This is a genomic window from Rhizobium sp. BK289, from assembly GCF_014193575.1.
GTDB lineage: Bacteria > Pseudomonadota > Alphaproteobacteria > Rhizobiales > Rhizobiaceae > Rhizobium > Rhizobium tropici_C.
Window position 1 is genome coordinate 247,305 of the sequence record NZ_JACHZO010000006.1, and the last position, 17,609, is coordinate 264,913.

Here is a 17,609-nt window from a genome sequence, read left to right on the forward strand (position 1 = left end):
TTGTCTTGTTCGTGGCTCAGGGAGGATTCCAGGCCACATTTCGCCGGACCGCACTCCTCGAGGGCGGACGCCTTCTTAAGAGACGATAAAGCGAATAATGGCTGCTCAATTTTCTGAACTGAAGAAACATTACTACCGGCAGATCAAATATCATTTGACTCGGCCGAAGCCGCCAATGCTGGCCGAGCGGTTCGATGGGCCTGTTCTGGTCGTCGGCTCGGCGCCGGTTTCGAACAAGCCGGTGGATTTCGATGAAAGCTTCAAGGTCATCACTATTAATGGTTCACAGACGGTGACGAAGGGCTGGGGGATCGAGGCGCCCGATGTGACGCTCGTCCAGTTTAATCAGATCGAAGGTACGAACACCAATGCCGTCGAGGTGCGCCGCGTTCTGAACGGCGAACGGACCAAGATGCTCTACGTCCTGCTCTGGCGGAAAGAGCTTCAGCGGCTGGAAGAGGGGTTGCGGAGCTTCAATTACAGCTACGACAAGCTGGAGATCGTCAATCGCTACAAGCGTATGGCGCTGCTGGACCGGGTCGGCGGGGTAAAGTGCAGCGAGCTCGGCGCGGACGACAAATGCTCCAACGGCATCAACGCCGTGCTCTTCGCGCTCTATAATGGCGCGACCGAGGTCATCATCACCGGCATCAATCCCGATTCCGGCGGGCATGTCTACAATACGGAGAACCTGGCGCGGCTGCATGTGCGCAAGGACCGCGAGGTTCTCGAGCGGCTTCTCGAGCGCGGCTATCCGGTGTTCACCACAGATCCCGGCGTCTCGCAATCCGTCGGTCTGCCGCTATGGACGGGCAGGGGGAGGGCCGGTCGGACGGTGGATGCCGATGCCAAGGCCAAGCGGCCGGCACCGATAACGGCTGCGGCCGTCATCAACCCTTGAGCTAAGGGCTCGCCAACGGTCAATCTGTAGCTGACGCTGGTCGTGATTCCGTGCCAAGATCGCGGCTTAGAATCACTCGATTGCGCAGAGGTCAGTCCAATGCTGATGCCGCCGCCACTACGGCCGGGCGACAAAGTGCGCTTTGTGTCGCCCGCAAGTTCGCCCGACAGGGATATGGTTCTGAGGCATGCTGAAATCCTGAAAGGCTGGGGGCTTACGGTCGATTTCGGTGAACATGCCTTTCATAAACGAGACTATCTTGCCGGCACGGACGAGGAGCGGCTGTCGGATATCAATGGCGCTTTCCGTGACCCAGAGGTTCGGGCGGTTTTCACGACACGCGGCGGCAAGGGGTCGTATCGGATTGCCGATAAACTGGATTTCGCCGCTGTGCGGCGCGACCCGAAATTCGTCATCGGCTTCAGCGATATCACCGTATTGCATCTCAGCCTCTTGAAGAGTGGCCATCAGATCGGCATTCATGGAGCCTTCTTTTGCGGACCGAATGACGATGGTGTCAGCCCCTACACGCGTGAGGCATTATGCCGGACGATGATGACAACCGAAGATATCGTCATCGAAGCTCGTCCGCATGAACCGACGTTCGGTCTGACGACAGGCGGGACGGCCAGAGGGCGACTGATCGGCGGCAATCTGGATACGGTTGCGACTTCGGCCGGTTGGGCGCTGCCGGATTTGAATGGCGCGGTTCTTTTGCTAGAAGCCGTTCATATGTATCGCGGTCAGGTGGACCGCCAGATGACCATGCTGCGCAAGGCGGGGCATCTAAATGGTTTGGCAGGGGTCGCTATCGGCCAGTTTACTAACTTTGAATTCGACCGCCCTTATTCGGTGATCGATATCCTGCGCGAACATCTGGCCGAACTAAAGGTGCCGATCCTCGGCGGCTTGCCGCTCGGGCACGGCGATAGCCCGGCAAGCGTTTTTATCGGCGCTGTGGCGGAGCTTGATGCGAAGGCCGGTATCCTGGCGATCCGGCATGGGAACATCTGAGGTCATCTTCGATATTTTTTGACGTAGCCTGTCGGAGCAGGTGATATTCCTTCGTCTTTAAAGGGAGAAGGGAATCTCAATGCTTTACGCGATCCTATGCTACAACGACGAAGATACCGTGTTTGCCTGGTCCAAGGAACAGGAAGACGCGACGATGGCGCGGTTGATTGCCGTGCAGGAACCGCTCAGGGAGGCCGGCAAGCTTGGCCCGGTGGCACGCTTGATGCCGACGACGGCGGCTACGACCCTGCGCAAGGGCAAGAACGAACCGATCGTGATCGACGGCCCCTTTGCGGAAACGAAGGAGCAGTTGCTCGGTTTCTACGTCGTCGACTTCGAAACCCTTGACGAAGCCATTGGCTTTTCGAAGGAGCTTGCCGCGGCCAATCCCGGCGTCGGCTCCTATGAAATCCGTCCGCTTTACGTCTTCCGGCCGGGAGCTGTTGCAACATGACCGACATTGCCTGGATCGACATCGCGCTTACCAACGCCCGGCCACAGGTAATGGGCGCGCTTTTGCGCTACTTCCGCAATCTCGACACCGCCGAGGAGGCCTTTCAGGAGGCCTGCCTCAGGGCCTTGAAGACCTGGCCTGATAAGGGGCCGCCGCGCGATCCCATTGCCTGGCTGATCTTCGTCGGCCGCAATAGCGGCATCGATACGGTGCGCAAACAGGCCAGATTGCAAAGCCTGCCGGATGAAGAGGCGATCTCCGATACGAGTGATGTGGAGAGCGATCTGGCCGAACGGCTCGATGGCTCCGGATATCGCGATGATATCCTCCGGTTGCTGTTCATCTGCTGCCATCCGGATTTGCCGGCGACGCAACAGATCGCGCTGGCGCTGCGTATCGTTTCCGGCCTTTCGGTGCAGCAGATCGCCCGGGCCTTCCTCGTCAGCGAGAGCGCAATGGAGCAGCGCATAACCCGCGCGAAGGCGCGGGTCGCCGCCGCTGGAGTTGCTTTCGAGACGCCAGGTGCGGTCGAGCGCAGCGAACGTTTGGCACTCGTCAGTGCCATGATCTATCTCATCTATAACGAGGGCTATTCGGCCGGTGGAACGCATCGCGAGGCTGCCGCCTTCGCCGATGAGGCGATCCGGCTTGGCCGGCTTCTGTTGCGGATCTTTCCCTCGGAGCCGGAGACCATGGCGCTGCTGGCGCTGATGCTCCTGCAGCAATCGCGCAAGAATGCCCGGTTCGATGCCAATGGGCAGATCATCCTTCTGGAAGATCAGGATCGTTCGCTTTGGGATCGGACGCTGATCGACGAGGCGCTGGCGCTGCTCGACAAAGCGATCCGCCACCGCAAGCCCGGCCCCTATCAGGTGCAGGCGGCGATCGCAGCGCTGCATTCGCGGGCGAAGCGTGCCGAGGATACGGATTGGGAGCAGATCGACCTTCTCTACCAGATGCTGGAGCGGTTGACGCCGTCACCCGTCGTCACGCTCAATCGTTCGGTCGCGCTCTCCAAACTGAAGGGGCCGGAGGCGGCTCTGGCGCTGATCGCGACGCTGGAAGCACAGCTCGACAGCTATTTCTACTTTCATGGCGTCAGGGGTGGCCTGCTTGTGCAGCTCGGCCGCGCGCAAGAGGCGCGTGTCGCTTTTGACAGGGCGATTGCGCTCGCCCGTTCGCCTGCCGAGGCCGCCCATATCCGATATCAGCTCGACCGGCTGAGCGCGGATGCTCTTGCAGCTACAAAATAATCGAAAAATTTGCGTCTGTGCTGTCGGGAAACGGCAGGCTCGAACGTCATTCGTGTATGGGCCGAGCAGGCCGCGTCAAACAATAAAGAGGAGCAAGATATGACTGAACAGAGCCAACGCCACGAGCTTTCCCTGACCCGCGTCATCGACGCACCACGAGACAAGATCTTCCGTTGCTGGACCGAAGTGGAGCTTCTGAAGCAATGGTTCGCGCCACTGCCGTGGACGGTATCGGCAGCCAGTATCGACGCTCGATCCGGCGGCTCAAGCTCGATCACCATGCGCAGCCCCGAAGGCGAGGATTATCCGGGTAACGGCGTCTATCTGGAAGTCGTTCCCAATGAGCGGATCGTCTTCACCGACGCTTTCACCAGCGCCTGGGTGCCGTCGGCAAAGCCCTTCATGGTGGTGACGATCCAGCTCGACGATCTCGGTGGCGGCAAGACCCGTTATACCGCGACCGTCCTGCATTGGTCCGCGGAGGATCGCGAGGCGCATGAGAAGATGGGCTTCCATCAGGGATGGAGCCAGTGCGCCGATCAGCTCGCGGCACTGGCGGCCAAGATCTGAATTTCCGATTCAATTCCGGAGGATATGGCAATGTCTTATGTAGCTGATTCATCTTTGCCTTCGGTTACGCGCGCGCAGCGCGTGGCCGGTATGATCCTGAGCGGACTGGTCGTTGCCTTCCTGCTGTTCGATGGCGTGATCAAGCTCGTTCCGCTTCCGGTCGTCACCGAGACGATGGCGGGGCTCGGCTACTCTGCCGATCCGGCGCTGGCCCAGCTGCTTGGTATCATCACGCTCGGCTGCGCCATTCTCTATGCAATCCCGAGAACGTCGGTCCTTGGCGCCATCCTGCTGACGGGCCTGCTCGGTGGCGCAATCGCGACGCATTTGAGGGTCGGCAGCCCGATCTTTTCGCATCTGCTGTTCGGCGTCTATCTCGGCGTAATGGCCTGGGGCGGACTTTATCTTCGTTATGAAGCGGTTCGCAAAATGATTCCGTTCTTTGATCGAAGCTTTTGATTTCGGATTCGATTTGCTAAGGCTCGTCTCTCAATAAGTATGGAGCGCGCCATGCCACAGGTGATCATCGCGCCGGTCAAACAATCCGATGCGGACGAGCTGATCGCCGCCAATATCGCCAGCCGCGCCCATCATGTGCCCTGGGCCTATCCCTTCCTCGATCGCGATGGTTTCGACGCCTGGTTCGGCCAGACGGTGACGGGGCCGAACCTGGGTCTGGTGGCGCGCGATCCCGGCTCCGGCGCCATCGTTGGCGTCGTCAATATCAGCCAGATGGTTTGGGGAGGTTTTCGCAGCGCCTTTCTCGGCTATCACGGCATGGTAGGTTTCGCCGGCCAGGGGTTCATGACGGAGGCGGTTCGGCTGGCCGTGGCGCACGCATTCGATGCGGTGGGCCTGCATCGCGTGGAGGCCAATATCCAGCCGGGCAACCATCCGTCCATTGCGCTGGTCAAGCGGCTGGGCTTCCGGAAAGAGGGGTTCTCGCCGAAATATCTGAAGATCGGCGGCGTCTGGTGCGACCACGAGCGCTGGGCATTGTTGGCAGACGATCCGCGCTCCTGAGCTCTTTCGGAATTCGAAAGTCGCGCTATCTGGCAGAAAGCCCAAAAAGACATTGACTGCGCGAAGGGAAGGGGCGAAAGCGACCTTGAGCCTCTCGCCAAACCGCTGCTGAGAGAGCGAGAGTGCCGGAAGCCGTAAATGATCGTTTCGACCGAAGAAGAACTGACCAAGCTGAAAGATATCGGCCGCATCTGTGCCAATGCGTTGCAGGCCATGGCCGCGGCACTGGAGCCGGGCATCACCACGCTGGAGCTGGACGCGATCGGCCGAAAGGTGCTGGAGGATGCCGGTGCGCAATCGGCACCGGAATTGGTCTACAAGTTTCCCGGCGCGACCTGCATCAGCGTCAACGAGGAAGTGGCCCACGGCATCCCAGGAACGCGCGTGATCCAGGCGGGAGATCTGGTCAATCTCGATGTTTCCGCCGAGAAGGACGGCTTCTTTTCCGATACCGGCGCATCTTTTGCCGTGCCGCCGGTCAAGCCGAAGATCGAGCGCCTCTGCCGCGACGGCAAGAGGGCGCTATGGGTCGGCCTCAATCAGGTGAAGAGCGGTGCGCCGCTTGCGAAGATCGGGCAGGCCGTCGGCGCTTTCGCGCAGAAGAACCGCTATACGTTGATTGCCAATCTCGCCAGCCATGGCATCGGCCGCTCCCTGCATGAAGAGCCCGCCGAGGTTTCCACCTGGGCGGACCCTTCCGAGACGCGGATCATGGAGGATGGCCTGGTCTTCACCGTCGAGCCGTTTCTCTCGCTCGGCGCGAGCTGGGCGGAGGGAGGCGACGATGCGTGGACGCTCTATGCCGAACCGCAGGCGCCAACGGTCCAGTACGAACACACCATCATCGCCACCCGCAACGGGCCGATCATCCTGACATTGCCGGATAAGTGACGTCCTAAAGCGCATCGCGAATCCTTCAGATTCACTTCCCGCGCTTCAGGTCTTTGATTTTGCGCATGCCGTTGTCGCAAAACCGCTGCGCACTTTTGCGCGACATGCGTCGCTCAATCGTCAGCCTTCGGCTCGTCCTGGCCCTTCGTTTCGCCGCGGATGATATCGGCGGCGGCGCGCTCGAGGATTGCCGCGATGCGCGCGCCTTCAGCCTTGCTCCACGGGAATTTCGAACGAAGCGCGGAGCGCAGCAGATGGCGGGCGCGATGGACGTCACCGGCGCCGTGGCGATCGAACGGATTGTCGCGGCCGTCCTCGTCGTCACCGCCGAAAACCTCGCGGACGCGGGCCATCTTCTCGCCGATGGAGGTGAGCTTGGCGAGCGTTGCCTCGACCAGATCGCGATTGTCGTCGACGCGCTTCTGGCCGATTTCGGTGATGCGGTAGAGCTTCTTCGTGCCGCTCACCTCGACTTCAGCCTGCCCCGTCTCTTCGAGATAGGTGAGGGCGGGGTATATGACGCCCGGGCTCGGCACGTAGAAGCCGCCGGAGCGGTCCTCGAAGGTCTTGATCAGTTCATAGCCATGGCGCGGCTGTTCGGAAAGCAAAGCGAGGATGATGAGCTGCAGGTCGGCCGCATCGAACTTGCGGCCGGTGCGAAACCCGCCGCCGAACATGCCGCCCTTGAAGCCTCTCATGAAGTCTCTCCTGTGCTCGCCGCGCGATTCACGGCCTCGGCCATGTCGTAGGATATATGCCTCGACCATGTCAAAGCCATCTCCGAACATGCGATCTCTGAAGCCTCTCATATCGTTTCTCCTTGAAGGGTGAGAGTTTATATCGTTAGTCATGTCGTAAGATATATATCGTAAGATAGTTTTCTGCAAGGGGAGCTCAGTCAGAATAGAGGGTCCGAAAGGGAATGCGTTCCATATGGGGAAGGAATTCATCCAATAGGTGAAATTTCGCAGCTGAACAACTGCATCACGATCGTGGGATAAGCGATTACATCTACGTAAGAATAGGCCTCCGGCGGTTGCCGCTCCCGGCGAACTGTCCTAGGCTCGCCTCAAATTGACGTCATGTGTGGTTTTTAACCGCCCTCATAGGAAAGCTGCGCCTCCCGTGTTTCACTCGTTCTTCCCACAGCCGAAGCTGTTTTTCTCGTCCCTGCTGGTTTGGACCGTCGTTTGCCTTGCTATCTGGTATTTGTTTGGAGCGAATCTCGCGGCAAGCGTCGGCATCGTAACGCCGCCAGAGGGCAGTGAGCCGTATGACCTGACGTTTTTCTTGGTCGCCAGCAATGTGTGGTTCTACAGCTACTTCCTGCTTTGCGTGATCCTGTTCTGCGGAGCGTGGCACATTTTAGCCAGGAATCATCCCTGGAAGAACTGGTCGATCTGGGGCTCGGCGCTGATCGTTCTGGTAACTTATTTTCTGGTTCAGGCCGCAGTCGTTTTGAACAACTGGCGCCTGCCGTTCGGCAACACCTTGCAGAACGCACTCGCCAAGCAGGGCGCGACGACCGCATGGGATTTCTATAATCTGTTCATCCTGTTTGCGCAGTTGGCGTTTCTGAGGATGTTTCTTCTGGTGATGACGGATTTCTTCACCAGCCACTATATTTTCCGCTGGCGTACGGCGATGAACAATTTCTACATGTCGAAATGGGAAAAGCTCCGGCATATCGAGGGCGCTGCCCAGCGTGTTCAAGAAGACACGATGCGATTTTCGACAATTCTCGAGGGCTTGGGCAGCAGCCTGATCAATTCAGTGATGACGCTGATTGTCTTCCTGCCGATCCTTTTCGCGCTTTCGAGCTATGTCACGGATTTGCCAGTCATCGGCCAGATTCCGCATACGCTTTTTTGGCTGTCGCTGTTTTGGTCTGTCTTCGGCACGCTTTTGCTCGCAATTGTCGGTGTCAAACTGCCAGGGCTCAATTTCCGCAATCAGCGCGTCGAGGCCGCCTATCGCAAAGAGCTTGTCTACGGTGAGGATCATGCGGATCGCGCTCAACCCGCAACCGTCACGGAACTTTTTGCCAATGTGCGGCGCAACTATTTCCGATTGTACTTTCACTATCTGTATTTCAACATCGCCCGCTATTTCTATGTTCAGGCCGATGGCATCTTCCTGACCATCATGCTCGTGCCCACGATCGTGGCGGGAAAGATCACCTACGGCATCTATCAGCAGATACTGACGGCCTTCGGGCAGGTCAGCGATTCCTTCCAGTATCTCGTCAGTTCCTGGACCACGATCATCGAGCTGCTGTCGATCCACAAGCGTCTGAAAGCCTTCGAAGCTGCGATCGACGACGAGCCCCTGCCGAAGATCGATCAGACCTATCTGGAGCGTGAAGCGGGCGTCATCCACGCCGACGGCTGATGAAAAGGCTCCGTAGACTTTTCGTTGGTTAGAACATCCGGGCCATCCTCGCCCTTCGACAAGCTCAGGTGAGGATGGAGCGCGTTGTTGCGCGAAGCCAGTTCAATATCCAGCCTTGTGCAGGGGCGCCCTCATGGTGGGAAGGCCTGGAAGGCCGTCTCGAACCACGAGGGCTTAGCCCGACGGCTCCTCATCCTTGCTGGGACTTGCCTCTGGCGGCGATCAGCGGGATGGCTTCGGAATAGCTGACGCAGGCGACGTCCTGCTTGTGGCAGACGTCGCTGACGAAGCGGTCGAGCGCGCGCCAATAGGCGCCGTCGTTCATCTCGACGAAATGGAAGCCGAGCTGCAGCGGGATGCGCTCGCCCTCATATTGCTTGTTGAAGGCGGCTTCGAAGGCGTCGAAGGTGCGGTCCTCATAGGTCTTGGCGTTCGCTTTGTCCTCGGCGCCCTTCGAGTGGCGCACATAGAGATTGTAGTCCATGCCGATGACCGGACGGTGTTCCGGACCCTCTGGGATCAAGGGCAGGCCGAAGCGGTAGATGCCGTCGACCACCTGCGGCAGGGCAGGCCCTTTGGTGACGAGGCTTGCATCATACTGGAAGCCCGCCTCCTTCTCCGCCGGCACAAGGCCGTCGCTGGTGGAAAGGTAGGGCGCGCGGAATCCCCTAACGTCGTTCGTGGCGAAATCTTCCCAGCCCTGTGGTTCCTTGTCGGCAAGGCCGACATTCTTCCAGGCGTCGCGAAGAGCGATGCGCGCATCCATGAATTCTTGGCTCCAGTCGGCAGCACTCCAGCCTTTGCCGTCGAAATGGCCGCAGGCATGGCTGGAGATATCGTGGCCCTCCAGATGGGCGCCCCAGATGTTGGCGATGCGGGTGCGCACATCGTCCTCGCTCTTGGCGAAGCCGACATTCGATTTGCCTGGACGCTGTTTCGGCCCCTGATAGGCCTTGGCCTGCGCCTTGTTCATCAGGAAAGTGCAGGAAAGAAAGTAGGTGAAGTGCGCGCCGTTGCGCGAAGCGATTTCCCGGCTTCTGGTCCACAGCGCATTGTCGTGAGCGCCGTCGAAGGAAATCATGACGAGTTGCCTGGGCTTGCCGTCCGCATGGGCTGCGGCAGGAAGAACAAGAGAAAACGCAACGGAGAAACAGGTAACTAAGCGAAACATGGGCACCGAATATTGATTTGATGAGCACGGTTTTGCGAAGGTCGATCTACGATATCGATGGCGTGCTCCGGATGGCCTCCTTCCTTTCGCGCAAATGCGGCGAAGCTGCGGTGATGCTGGCATTTTTTTGCCACAGCCGATAAGGATGTCATTACAAGATCGTAGGGGGCTTCATTCATGGCATTGCTTATTCTTGGCATTGTTCTTTTTCTCGGCATCCATCTGATCCGCGTCGTTGCTCCAGGCTTGCGGAGCTCGATGATCGCAAGCATTGGCGAATCCGGCTGGAAGATCGCCTATTCGATCGCAAGCATCGTGACCCTGATCATCCTCATTTACGGCTTCGGCCAGGCGCGGGACATGACGCCGATCTGGTCGCCGCCTTTCTGGATGAGCCATATCACCATCCTGCTGATGCTATTCGCGATGATCTGTCTTGCCGCTTCGCTGCTGCCGGCGGGGCACATCGCCGTCAGGACGAAGCATCCGATGGTGCTGTCCGTGAAGATCTGGGCCTTGGCGCACCTGCTCTCCAATGGCGATGGTGCCGCGATGCTGCTCTTTGCCGCTTTCCTCGCCTGGGGCGTGATCCTTCGCATTTCGCTGAAGCGGCGCGAGCGCGCCGGCGAAACCACCCTGCGTCCGTTCGTCTCGGCGAAATACGATCTCTATGCCGTTGTCATCGGCGTCATTGCCTGGGCTTTGATCATTTGGAAGCTTCACGCGTGGATTATCGGGGTTTCGCCGCTCGTTATGTGACGATTTCTGCCGTTCCCCCTTACATCAGCCGCAAAATGGAGTAGAAGGCCCCACTAAACCTAAGCTTTGAACTATTTGGCCTGGGCCGGAGACGAGAATGGCATTCAATGACGATAGCTTCATCCGCGAGGTGAACGAGGAACTGCGTTCGGACCAGCTACGGTTCGTATGGCGCCGTTTTGGCAGGCTGATCATCGGCGGCGCCGTGCTCACCGTTCTCGGCACCGCGGCCTATAGCGGCTATCGCTATTGGGCGGGCAATCAGGCCGGCAGCGGCGGTGACCAGTTCATCGCAGCTCTGACGCTGGCCGACCAGAACAAGACTGACGAAGCGCTCGCCGCGCTGACGGCAATCGAAAAGAACGGCCCCGGCTCCTATCCGGTGCTGGCGCGGTTGCGCGCCGCGACGCTGCAGGCGCAGAAGGGCGACAAGGCAGCCGCCATCGCCGCTTTCTCCGCGATCGGCAAGCAAACGGATATCCCGGTCGTCGTCCGCGATGCGGCGCGTCTGCGTGCCGCCTATCTTCTTGTCGACACCGGCACTTACGATCAGGTTGCCGCCGAGGTGCAGGAACTGGCGGTGCCAGCCGACGCCTTCCGCCATTCGGCGCGCGACGTTCTTGGCCTTGCCGCCTATAAGGCCGGCGATTTCGCCAAGGCCCGGCAGTGGTTCCAGGCGATCGTCGACGATCCGCAGAGCCCGCGCAACGTCGCTAACCGCGCCCAGATGCTGCTCGATCTCATCACGGCATCCGGCAAGGCTCCGGTCGCAAAAGGCTGAAGGATCGTTAAATGAGCTTCACGGTCGCGATCGTCGGTCGCCCGAATGTCGGCAAGTCCACACTGTTTAACCGTCTGGTTGGCAAGAAGCTGGCGCTTGTCGACGATACGCCGGGCGTCACGCGTGACCGCCGCCCCGGTGACGCCAAACTGATCGATCTGCGCTTCCGTATCGTCGATACCGCCGGTCTTGAAGAGGCACAGGATGAATCACTTCAGGGTCGCATGCGCGCACAGACCGAGGCTGCGATCGACGAGGCGGATCTGACGCTCTTCGTCGTCGACGCCAAGATGGGCCTGACCCATATCGACAAGACGCTCGCCGAAATGCTGCGCAAGCGCGGCCGGCCTGTCGTGCTCGTTGCCAACAAATCCGAGGCGCGAGGCTCCGATAGCGGCTTCTATGACGCCTATACGCTCGGCCTTGGCGAGCCTTGTCCTATCTCGGCCGAGCACGGCCAAGGCATGATGGATCTGCGTGACGCGATCGTCGAGGCGATCGGGCCTGAGCGCGCCTTCCCGGAAGAGGAAGACGAAGCGGAGACGAATGTCAGCATTCCGCGTCCTGCCGTCGGCGAAGATGGCGAAGAGATCGACGAAGAGCCCGTCTATGACGAGACGCGGCCGCTGCGCGTTGCGATCGTCGGCCGTCCGAATGCCGGCAAGTCGACGCTCATCAACCGCTTCCTTGGCGAAGACAGGCTGCTGACCGGTCCCGAAGCCGGCATCACCCGCGATTCCATCTCCGTCGACTGGAGCTGGCGCGGTCGCACCATAAAGATGTTCGATACGGCCGGTATGCGCCGCAAGGCGAAGGTGACCGAGAAGCTGGAGAAGCTCTCGGTTGCCGATGCGTTGCGCGCCATTCGTTTTGCCGAAACCGTCGTCATCGTCTTCGATGCGACCATTCCCTTCGAGAAGCAGGACCTCCAGATCGTCGATCTCGTGATCCGCGAGGGACGTGCCGCCGTGCTCGCCTTCAACAAGTGGGACATGATCGAGGATCGCCAGGCCGTCCTTGCCGAGCTGCGCGAAAAGACCGACCGGCTGTTGCCGCAGGCACGCGGCATTCGCGCCATACCGATTGCCGGCCAGACGGGCGAAGGGTTGGACCGCCTGATGCAGGCGATCGTCGATACAGATAAGGTCTGGAACAAGCGCGTCTCGACTGCGCGTCTCAACCGCTGGCTCGAGACACAGCAGGTGCAGCATCCGCCACCGGCGGTCTCGGGCCGCCGCATCAAGCTGAAGTACATGACGCAAGTGAAGGCGCGGCCTCCGGCCTTCATGATTTCCTGCACCCGCTCGGATGCCCTGCCGGAATCCTATGTCCGTTATCTGATCAACGGTCTGCGAGAGGATTTCGCCATGCCCGGCGTGCCGATCCGCATTCATTTCCGTTCGTCGGAAAACCCCTACGAAAACAAGAAGAAGCGGTAATTTTCTCAAGCGGCGCCGGATGGATGGCCTTCGCTCAGGCTGCGTTCTTGCTGAGCGCCTCGCGCAGCATCGTGATTTCCGCCTTCAGACGTGTCAGTTCGTCAGGCGTTTGCTCCGTAGCATCCAGAATGCACGGGGGAACTGTTGCCGCCTTCTTTTTCAGCGCTTTGCCTTCGTCGGTAAGGTGGATCAGCACTTGTCGCTCATCTTCCTTGCTGCGGATGCGCTGAATGAAGCCGGCGGCTTCCAGGCGCTTCAAAAGCGGCGTCAGCGTGCTCGATTCCAGGAACAGCTTTTCGCCGATGCCACCGACGGTCTGGCCATCCTCTTCCCATAATGTCACCATGACGAGATATTGCGGATAGGTGAGATTGAGCGCATCAAGCATCGGCTTGTATAGCCGATTCATGGCGTGGTTGGCCGAATAGAGGGCGAAGCAGATGAAGTTATCCAGCTTTAACAGGTCGTCGGTCATCTCAAGTCCTCCCTGAGAAGTCTTATGTAGATCGTGCGATAAATAATTGTACACCTAAAAAGGCGCTGGAGCTACGGATTTCTTCGGGATTTGAAAAGCCGGCTTCGGATGGCGGCGCACTTCCAGCCCGGCAGCCACATCCACCCCTATGGCAGGTGCAACGAGATCCGCTGGCCAGACGCTCGGGCTTGCGATCACGGGTGGGCGCTCTCGGTTATCTGGCGCAGGATGACAAAGGATTCAATATCGAACCCAAATGAAGTGGGGGCTCAATGCTTATGAGCCCGACCCCGGTGGTTGGCGATCCGGACGTTGCCGATGAACTGTGTGGTGGCGGCTTCCCAGGAATAGCTGAGCGCCAGGGAACGGGCCGCCTCGCGCGAGCAGGAGAGGGCGGCAAGGCAGGCCGTTGCCAGATCGGCATCCACGACGCCGGCTGCCCTGTCGCCGGCGAGAATATCCGCAGGCCCGGTGACGGGATAGGCTGCAACCGGGACGCCGCTTGCCAGCGCTTCCAGAATGGCATTGCCGAACGTGTCGGTCTTCGACGGAAAGACAAAGACGTCGGCTTGGGAATAGGCATGCGCCAGTTCCTCGCCGAATTTGGCTCCCAGAAAATGCACATCGGGATAGAGCTTCTGCAGGTCCGCCCGCGCGGGACCGTCGCCGACCACTACTTTCGATCCGGGCAGGTCGAGATCGAGAAAGGCCGGCAGGTTTTTTTCAAGCGCCACGCGGCCGACGGTCATGAAGATCGGGCGGGGCAGACCGAAGGGATTGTCTTCCTGGGGCTGCGGTCGAAACAGCGAGGAGTCGATGCCACGGCTCCATGGCAGCAGATTATGAATGCCGCGCTGCCTGAGCTCGTTTGCAAGACTTGGTGTCGCCACCATGCAGCCGTAGCCGGCGTTGTGAAACCATTTGACGAAAGCATAGAGCCAGCTTTGCGGTATCGGCAGGCGGGCGGCCACATACTCGGGAAAGCGGGTATGATAGCTCGTGGAAAAGGGCATGCCGTTTCGCAGACACCAGCGCCGCGCTGTCAGCCCAAGCGGGCCTTCCGTGGCAATGTGCACATAGGTCGGCCGCATCGCCTCTATTCTCGAAGCGACCTTGCGATAGCTGGCGATCGAAAGCCGGATTTCTGGATAGGTGGGGCAAGGGATATTGCGAAAGCCGTCCGGCGTAATCATGGAGACTTCGATCCCCATGCGGGTCAGTTCGCGATTGGTGTTCTCGATCGAACGGACGACGCCGTTGACCTGCGGATGCCAGGCATCGCTGACAATAAGCAGGCGTTCGGGTACTGCGACAGGTGTCGCCGCCTGGGTCCAGGTGGTTTGATCGATGTCCGACAAGCGTTGCAACATGCCCAAAACAGTCCATCCGCACCGCATCCTCGTGATGACGGTGCCAGCGATTGCGGTGTTTCAAACATGATTCCCGCGCCCACTCTATTGTGAGGCGTGTCCATGATGGAAATATTACAGTGTCTATTTGGCGACTTTCAGCTTCTGCGGAGAAACGAGCGCGCCGTATTCCCGAATGACCTTCGCCGCGATTTCGGCGGCGAAGCCGGCGGCGGCAACCGCATCCTGATGCTGCAGATAATGCGCCAGAAATGCGCCGTTGAAACTGTCGCCGGCGCTGGTGGTATCGATGACCTTGGCGACCTTGACCGCGGGAACGAGTGTCTCGTCGATGCCATCGCCGATGGTCGCACCTTCAGCGCCATTCTTGACGACGACCATGTTGGCGCCGTACTGCCGGTAACGGCGAATGGTGGTGGCAATGGAATCGTCGCCGAAATGCACAGCCTCGTCGTCAAAGCTCGGCATGACGAGTGTTGCCGCGCGTGCGCCTTCCGCGATCATGGTGTGCATGGCATCCAGGCTCGACCATAGGCGCGGACGCAGGTTCGGATCGAAGGCGACGAGCTTGCCGGCCGCCTTGGCGCGGCGCAGTTCCGCCAGCAGGGTGAAAGCGTCTTCGCGCGACAGGATCGCCAGCGTGATACCGGAGAAATAGAGGACGTCGGATGCCTCGATTGCAGTGCGCAAGGCGTCGCCGTCGGCGGCGAGCTGGCGGGCGGCGGAGCTGTCGCGCCAATAGCTGAAAGAGCGTTCCCCGTCCTTCAGATTGATCATGTAGAGGCCGGGCGTCTTGCCGCGAAGGCGGCGGATACTTGCTGTGCCGATGCCGGCGCCGGCCATGAAGGCGATCATTTCGTCGGACATGGCGTCGTCGCCGAGTGCGGTGAAATAGTCGATCGACCAGTCTGCCGGCAGGCAGGCGCGGGCATACCAGGCGGTGTTGAACGTGTCGCCGGCAAAGCCCTTGCGCAGGTGTCCGTCATCGGCTTGCGACAGTTCCACCATGCATTCGCCAATCGATAGAAAACGCCCGCCCAAGACTGCCTCCCGCATTTTTGCCTTGGTGCTGCATACGCGCAAGCGGCGGCGGGGGCAAGGTGGACGGCGGCTGCCGCCGCCCACTTTTGCTGGATCTGCTTTACGGCCGGTCCATGTGATAGCAGGCCGCCGTCTGGCCTGGGCGCACGTGCTCGGTCGGTGGCATCTTCGTGCGGCAGATATCCGTCGCCTTCCAGCAGCGGGGCGAGAAGACGCAGCCCGGCGGCGGATTGAGCGGCGAGGGCGGGTCGCCCTGCAGGCGGATGCGCTCGCGGCCGCGCGCCAGCTTTGGATCCGGAATAGGTGCGGCGGAGAACAGCGCCTGCGTATACGGGTGGGCCGGATGATCGAAGACCGTCGCGGCTTCGCCCGCTTCCACCACCTTGCCGAGATAGAGCACCAGCACGTCGTCCGAGATCAGGCGCACGACCGAGAGGTCATGGCTGATGAAGATCAGGGTGAGGCCGAACTCCTTGCGCAGGCGGCGCAGAAGCGTGATGACCTGTCCCTGGATCGAGACATCGAGGGCTGAAACCGGTTCGTCGCAGATGATGAGCTTCGGCCGGGTGATGACGGCACGGGCGATGCCGATGCGCTGCGCCTGTCCGCCCGAGAACTCATGCGGGTAGCGGTTGATCATCTCGGGAACGAGGCCGACCGCCGCCATGATTTCGCGGACGCGATCCTGCCGCTGCGCCCGGGTCAATTTCGGTTCGAAGACGGTCAGCGGCTCGGCGATGATGTCGCCGACGGTCATGCGCGGATCGAGCGAGGCGATCGGGTCCTGGAAGATGATCTGCATGTCACGGCGTGCGGCGCGCATCTCTTCGTCGGTGAGATCGAGAAGGTTGCTGCCCTGCCAGAGGATGCGGCCCTTCTGCGCCTTGATCAGCCGCAGGATGGAGCGGCCGAGCGTGGACTTGCCGCAGCCGGATTCACCGACGATGCCGAGCGTCCGGCCGGTCTTCAGCTCGAAGCTGACATCGTTGACCGCAGTCAGGATCATCGGCGGTTTGAAGAGGGATTTCGATGGCAACTCGAATTCGGTCGTCAGATGCTCGACCTTCAGAAGCGTTTGCTCAGCCATGGACGAGGCTCCGTTCCTGATTAGCCGAAAGGGGATGGAAGCAGGCCGCGCAACGGCGTGGCGCCAGCGGATCGAGCGGCGGCGCCGCATCCAGACAGTCGTCCTGCACATGCGCGCAGCGTGGCGAGAAGGCACAGCCGCGCGGCAGGTGCATCAGGTTCGGCGGCCGTCCAGGGATGACGGTGAGATCGTCGACATCCTGGTCGGGCCTCGGGATCGCCGAGTGAAGCGCCGCCGTATAGGGATGAGCCGGACTTTCGAACAGCTCCTCCACCGGCGCTTCCTCGACGATACGGCCGGCATACATGACGGCAACGCGATCGGCGAGGCCGGCGACGACACCGAGGTCATGGGTGATCATGACGAGCGCCGTGTGCATTTCCGCCGTCAGCTCATTGAAGAGATCGAGGATCTGCGCCTGGATCGTCACGTCGAGCGCGGTCGTCGGCTCGTCGGCGATGAGCAGCTTCGGCTTGGTGAGCAGCGCCATGGCGATGACGATGCGCTGGCGCATGCCGCCCGAAAGCTCGTGCGGATAGAGGTTGAAGCGACGGGTCGGGTCGGGGATGCCGACACGCTTCAGCATGTCGAGTGCTGCTGCCGAGGCTGCGCGCGCCGTCAGGCCGCCATGGACCTCGAGCTGCTCCGTCAATTGCCGCGATATGCGCAGCGACGGGTTAAGCGCGGTCATCGGGTCCTGGAAGACCATGGCCATATCCTTGCCGCGCACATGGTCGAGTTCGCGCGGCTTCAGCGTCAGCAGATCCTTGCCGTCGAGCAGCGCCTGGCCGCTGGTGCGGCCGTTCTTGGCGAGCAGGCCCATCAGGCCGAGGAAGGTCTGGCTCTTGCCGGAGCCGGATTCACCGACGATGGCGATGCGCTCGCCGCGGCCGATCTTGAGGTTCATCTTCGAGACCGCCGCCACTTCGCCTTCAGGCGTGCGGAAGGTGATGGAATAGTCTTTGAGTTCGAGAAGGGTGTCTGTCATG

At 60.3% G+C, this 17,609-nt stretch carries 19 protein-coding genes; 12 read left to right on the plus strand and 7 right to left on the minus strand.

Annotated elements, in window-relative coordinates; all coding sequences use genetic code 11:
• Window positions 1–97: 97 nt before the first annotated feature.
• The 8 genes from FHT84_RS14045 to map all read left to right on the plus strand — a co-directional run bounded on the left by FHT84_RS14045 (window position 98) and on the right by map (window position 6,106).
• Window positions 98–901, plus strand: a complete 804-nt coding sequence (locus FHT84_RS14045) for a membrane-anchored protein (protein WP_112340621.1) — start codon at window positions 98–100, stop codon at window positions 899–901.
• Between the two features lie 105 nt (window positions 902–1,006).
• Entirely contained in the window at window positions 1,007–1,915 is a 909-nt protein-coding gene (locus FHT84_RS14050; protein WP_112340725.1) for an LD-carboxypeptidase, read from the plus strand.
• A 79-nt stretch (window positions 1,916–1,994) separates the two neighbouring features.
• A complete protein-coding gene (locus FHT84_RS14055; protein WP_112340622.1) occupies window positions 1,995–2,369 on the plus strand; it encodes a YciI family protein in 375 nt (124 codons plus the stop codon).
• On the plus strand, window positions 2,366–3,622 hold the full coding sequence (locus FHT84_RS14060; protein WP_183762936.1) for an RNA polymerase sigma factor: 1,257 nt from the start codon (window positions 2,366–2,368) through the stop codon (window positions 3,620–3,622). The genes FHT84_RS14055 and FHT84_RS14060 overlap by 4 nt, the downstream gene beginning before the upstream one ends.
• Window positions 3,623–3,721: 99 nt before the next feature.
• Complete coding sequence (locus FHT84_RS14065) at window positions 3,722–4,192, plus strand: SRPBCC family protein (protein WP_113251075.1); 471 nt, start codon at window positions 3,722–3,724, stop codon at window positions 4,190–4,192.
• Between the two features lie 30 nt (window positions 4,193–4,222).
• Window positions 4,223–4,651 (plus strand): DoxX family protein, encoded by a 429-nt coding sequence (locus FHT84_RS14070; RefSeq protein ID WP_112340625.1) that lies wholly within the window; start codon window positions 4,223–4,225, stop codon window positions 4,649–4,651.
• A gap of 51 nt (window positions 4,652–4,702) precedes the next feature.
• A complete protein-coding gene (locus FHT84_RS14075) occupies window positions 4,703–5,215 on the plus strand; it encodes a GNAT family protein (RefSeq protein ID WP_112340626.1) in 513 nt (170 codons plus the stop codon).
• Window positions 5,216–5,353: 138 nt separating this feature from the next.
• Window positions 5,354–6,106: a type I methionyl aminopeptidase gene (gene map, locus FHT84_RS14080; RefSeq protein ID WP_112340627.1), complete on the plus strand. Its 753-nt coding sequence runs from the start codon at window positions 5,354–5,356 to the stop codon at window positions 6,104–6,106.
• Window positions 6,107–6,219: 113 nt separating this feature from the next.
• Here the strand turns inward: map and FHT84_RS14085 are convergent, their stop codons facing one another.
• Window positions 6,220–6,804, minus strand: a complete 585-nt coding sequence (locus tag FHT84_RS14085; protein ID WP_112340726.1) for a PadR family transcriptional regulator — start codon at window positions 6,802–6,804, stop codon at window positions 6,220–6,222.
• Window positions 6,805–7,231: 427 nt separating this feature from the next.
• Here FHT84_RS14085 and sbmA point away from each other — a divergent pair, with 427 nt between their 5' ends.
• Window positions 7,232–8,497 carry a peptide antibiotic transporter SbmA gene (sbmA, locus tag FHT84_RS14090; protein ID WP_112340628.1) on the plus strand — a complete coding sequence of 422 codons (1,266 nt, stop codon included), beginning with the start codon at window positions 7,232–7,234 and terminating at the stop codon, window positions 8,495–8,497.
• A 190-nt stretch (window positions 8,498–8,687) separates the two neighbouring features.
• On the opposite strand, the gene FHT84_RS14095 is transcribed toward sbmA, so the two are convergent.
• The gene (locus FHT84_RS14095; protein WP_112340629.1) at window positions 8,688–9,668 is read right to left on the minus strand and encodes a polysaccharide deacetylase; all 981 of its coding nucleotides are present in this window, start codon (window positions 9,666–9,668) and stop codon (window positions 8,688–8,690) included.
• Between the two features lie 177 nt (window positions 9,669–9,845).
• Between FHT84_RS14095 and FHT84_RS14100 the strand changes: the two genes are divergently transcribed.
• The 3 genes from FHT84_RS14100 to der all read left to right on the plus strand — a co-directional run bounded on the left by FHT84_RS14100 (window position 9,846) and on the right by der (window position 12,647).
• Window positions 9,846–10,427, plus strand: a complete 582-nt coding sequence (locus FHT84_RS14100; protein WP_112340630.1) for an NnrU family protein — start codon at window positions 9,846–9,848, stop codon at window positions 10,425–10,427.
• Between the two features lie 97 nt (window positions 10,428–10,524).
• Entirely contained in the window at window positions 10,525–11,208 is a 684-nt protein-coding gene (locus FHT84_RS14105; protein ID WP_183762939.1) for a tetratricopeptide repeat protein, read from the plus strand.
• An 11-nt stretch (window positions 11,209–11,219) separates the two neighbouring features.
• On the plus strand, window positions 11,220–12,647 hold the full coding sequence (gene der, locus FHT84_RS14110) for a ribosome biogenesis GTPase Der (protein WP_112340632.1): 1,428 nt from the start codon (window positions 11,220–11,222) through the stop codon (window positions 12,645–12,647).
• 34 nt (window positions 12,648–12,681) lie between these two features.
• Here der and FHT84_RS14115 read toward each other — a convergent pair whose 3' ends face one another.
• From FHT84_RS14115 to FHT84_RS14135, 5 genes are all read right to left on the minus strand, one after another.
• The gene (locus FHT84_RS14115) at window positions 12,682–13,122 is read right to left on the minus strand and encodes a MarR family transcriptional regulator (protein ID WP_112340633.1); all 441 of its coding nucleotides are present in this window, start codon (window positions 13,120–13,122) and stop codon (window positions 12,682–12,684) included.
• 269 nt (window positions 13,123–13,391) lie between these two features.
• Window positions 13,392–14,492, minus strand: a complete 1,101-nt coding sequence (locus FHT84_RS14120; RefSeq protein WP_112340634.1) for a glycosyltransferase family 1 protein — start codon at window positions 14,490–14,492, stop codon at window positions 13,392–13,394.
• Between the two features lie 123 nt (window positions 14,493–14,615).
• Entirely contained in the window at window positions 14,616–15,533 is a 918-nt protein-coding gene (locus tag FHT84_RS14125; protein ID WP_112340635.1) for a sugar kinase, read from the minus strand.
• Window positions 15,534–15,633: 100 nt separating this feature from the next.
• A complete protein-coding gene (locus FHT84_RS14130) occupies window positions 15,634–16,620 on the minus strand; it encodes an oligopeptide/dipeptide ABC transporter ATP-binding protein (protein ID WP_112340636.1) in 987 nt (328 codons plus the stop codon).
• Window positions 16,613–17,608, minus strand: coding sequence for an ABC transporter ATP-binding protein (locus tag FHT84_RS14135; protein WP_112340637.1), 996 nt, complete (start codon window positions 17,606–17,608; stop codon window positions 16,613–16,615). The genes FHT84_RS14130 and FHT84_RS14135 overlap by 8 nt, the downstream gene beginning before the upstream one ends.
• Between the last annotated feature and the right edge of the window lies 1 nt (window position 17,609).

Coding starts and splice junctions, on each gene's coding strand:
- FHT84_RS14135 (WP_112340637.1), bottom strand. CDS start 17,608: ATGACAGACACCCTTCTCGAACTCAAAGACTATTCCATCACCTTCCGC.
- FHT84_RS14055 (WP_112340622.1), top strand. CDS start 1,995: ATGCTTTACGCGATCCTATGCTACAACGACGAAGATACCGTGTTTGCC.
- FHT84_RS14045 (WP_112340621.1), top strand. CDS start 98: ATGGCTGCTCAATTTTCTGAACTGAAGAAACATTACTACCGGCAGATC.
- map (WP_112340627.1), top strand. CDS start 5,354: ATGATCGTTTCGACCGAAGAAGAACTGACCAAGCTGAAAGATATCGGC.
- FHT84_RS14105 (WP_183762939.1), top strand. CDS start 10,525: ATGGCATTCAATGACGATAGCTTCATCCGCGAGGTGAACGAGGAACTG.
- FHT84_RS14065 (WP_113251075.1), top strand. CDS start 3,722: ATGACTGAACAGAGCCAACGCCACGAGCTTTCCCTGACCCGCGTCATC.
- FHT84_RS14060 (WP_183762936.1), top strand. CDS start 2,366: ATGACCGACATTGCCTGGATCGACATCGCGCTTACCAACGCCCGGCCA.
- FHT84_RS14100 (WP_112340630.1), top strand. CDS start 9,846: ATGGCATTGCTTATTCTTGGCATTGTTCTTTTTCTCGGCATCCATCTG.
- FHT84_RS14075 (WP_112340626.1), top strand. CDS start 4,703: ATGCCACAGGTGATCATCGCGCCGGTCAAACAATCCGATGCGGACGAG.
- FHT84_RS14120 (WP_112340634.1), bottom strand. CDS start 14,492: ATGTTGCAACGCTTGTCGGACATCGATCAAACCACCTGGACCCAGGCG.
- FHT84_RS14070 (WP_112340625.1), top strand. CDS start 4,223: ATGTCTTATGTAGCTGATTCATCTTTGCCTTCGGTTACGCGCGCGCAG.
- FHT84_RS14130 (WP_112340636.1), bottom strand. CDS start 16,620: ATGGCTGAGCAAACGCTTCTGAAGGTCGAGCATCTGACGACCGAATTC.
- FHT84_RS14050 (WP_112340725.1), top strand. CDS start 1,007: ATGCCGCCGCCACTACGGCCGGGCGACAAAGTGCGCTTTGTGTCGCCC.
- FHT84_RS14095 (WP_112340629.1), bottom strand. CDS start 9,668: ATGTTTCGCTTAGTTACCTGTTTCTCCGTTGCGTTTTCTCTTGTTCTT.
- FHT84_RS14115 (WP_112340633.1), bottom strand. CDS start 13,122: ATGACCGACGACCTGTTAAAGCTGGATAACTTCATCTGCTTCGCCCTC.
- FHT84_RS14085 (WP_112340726.1), bottom strand. CDS start 6,804: ATGAGAGGCTTCAAGGGCGGCATGTTCGGCGGCGGGTTTCGCACCGGC.
- der (WP_112340632.1), top strand. CDS start 11,220: ATGAGCTTCACGGTCGCGATCGTCGGTCGCCCGAATGTCGGCAAGTCC.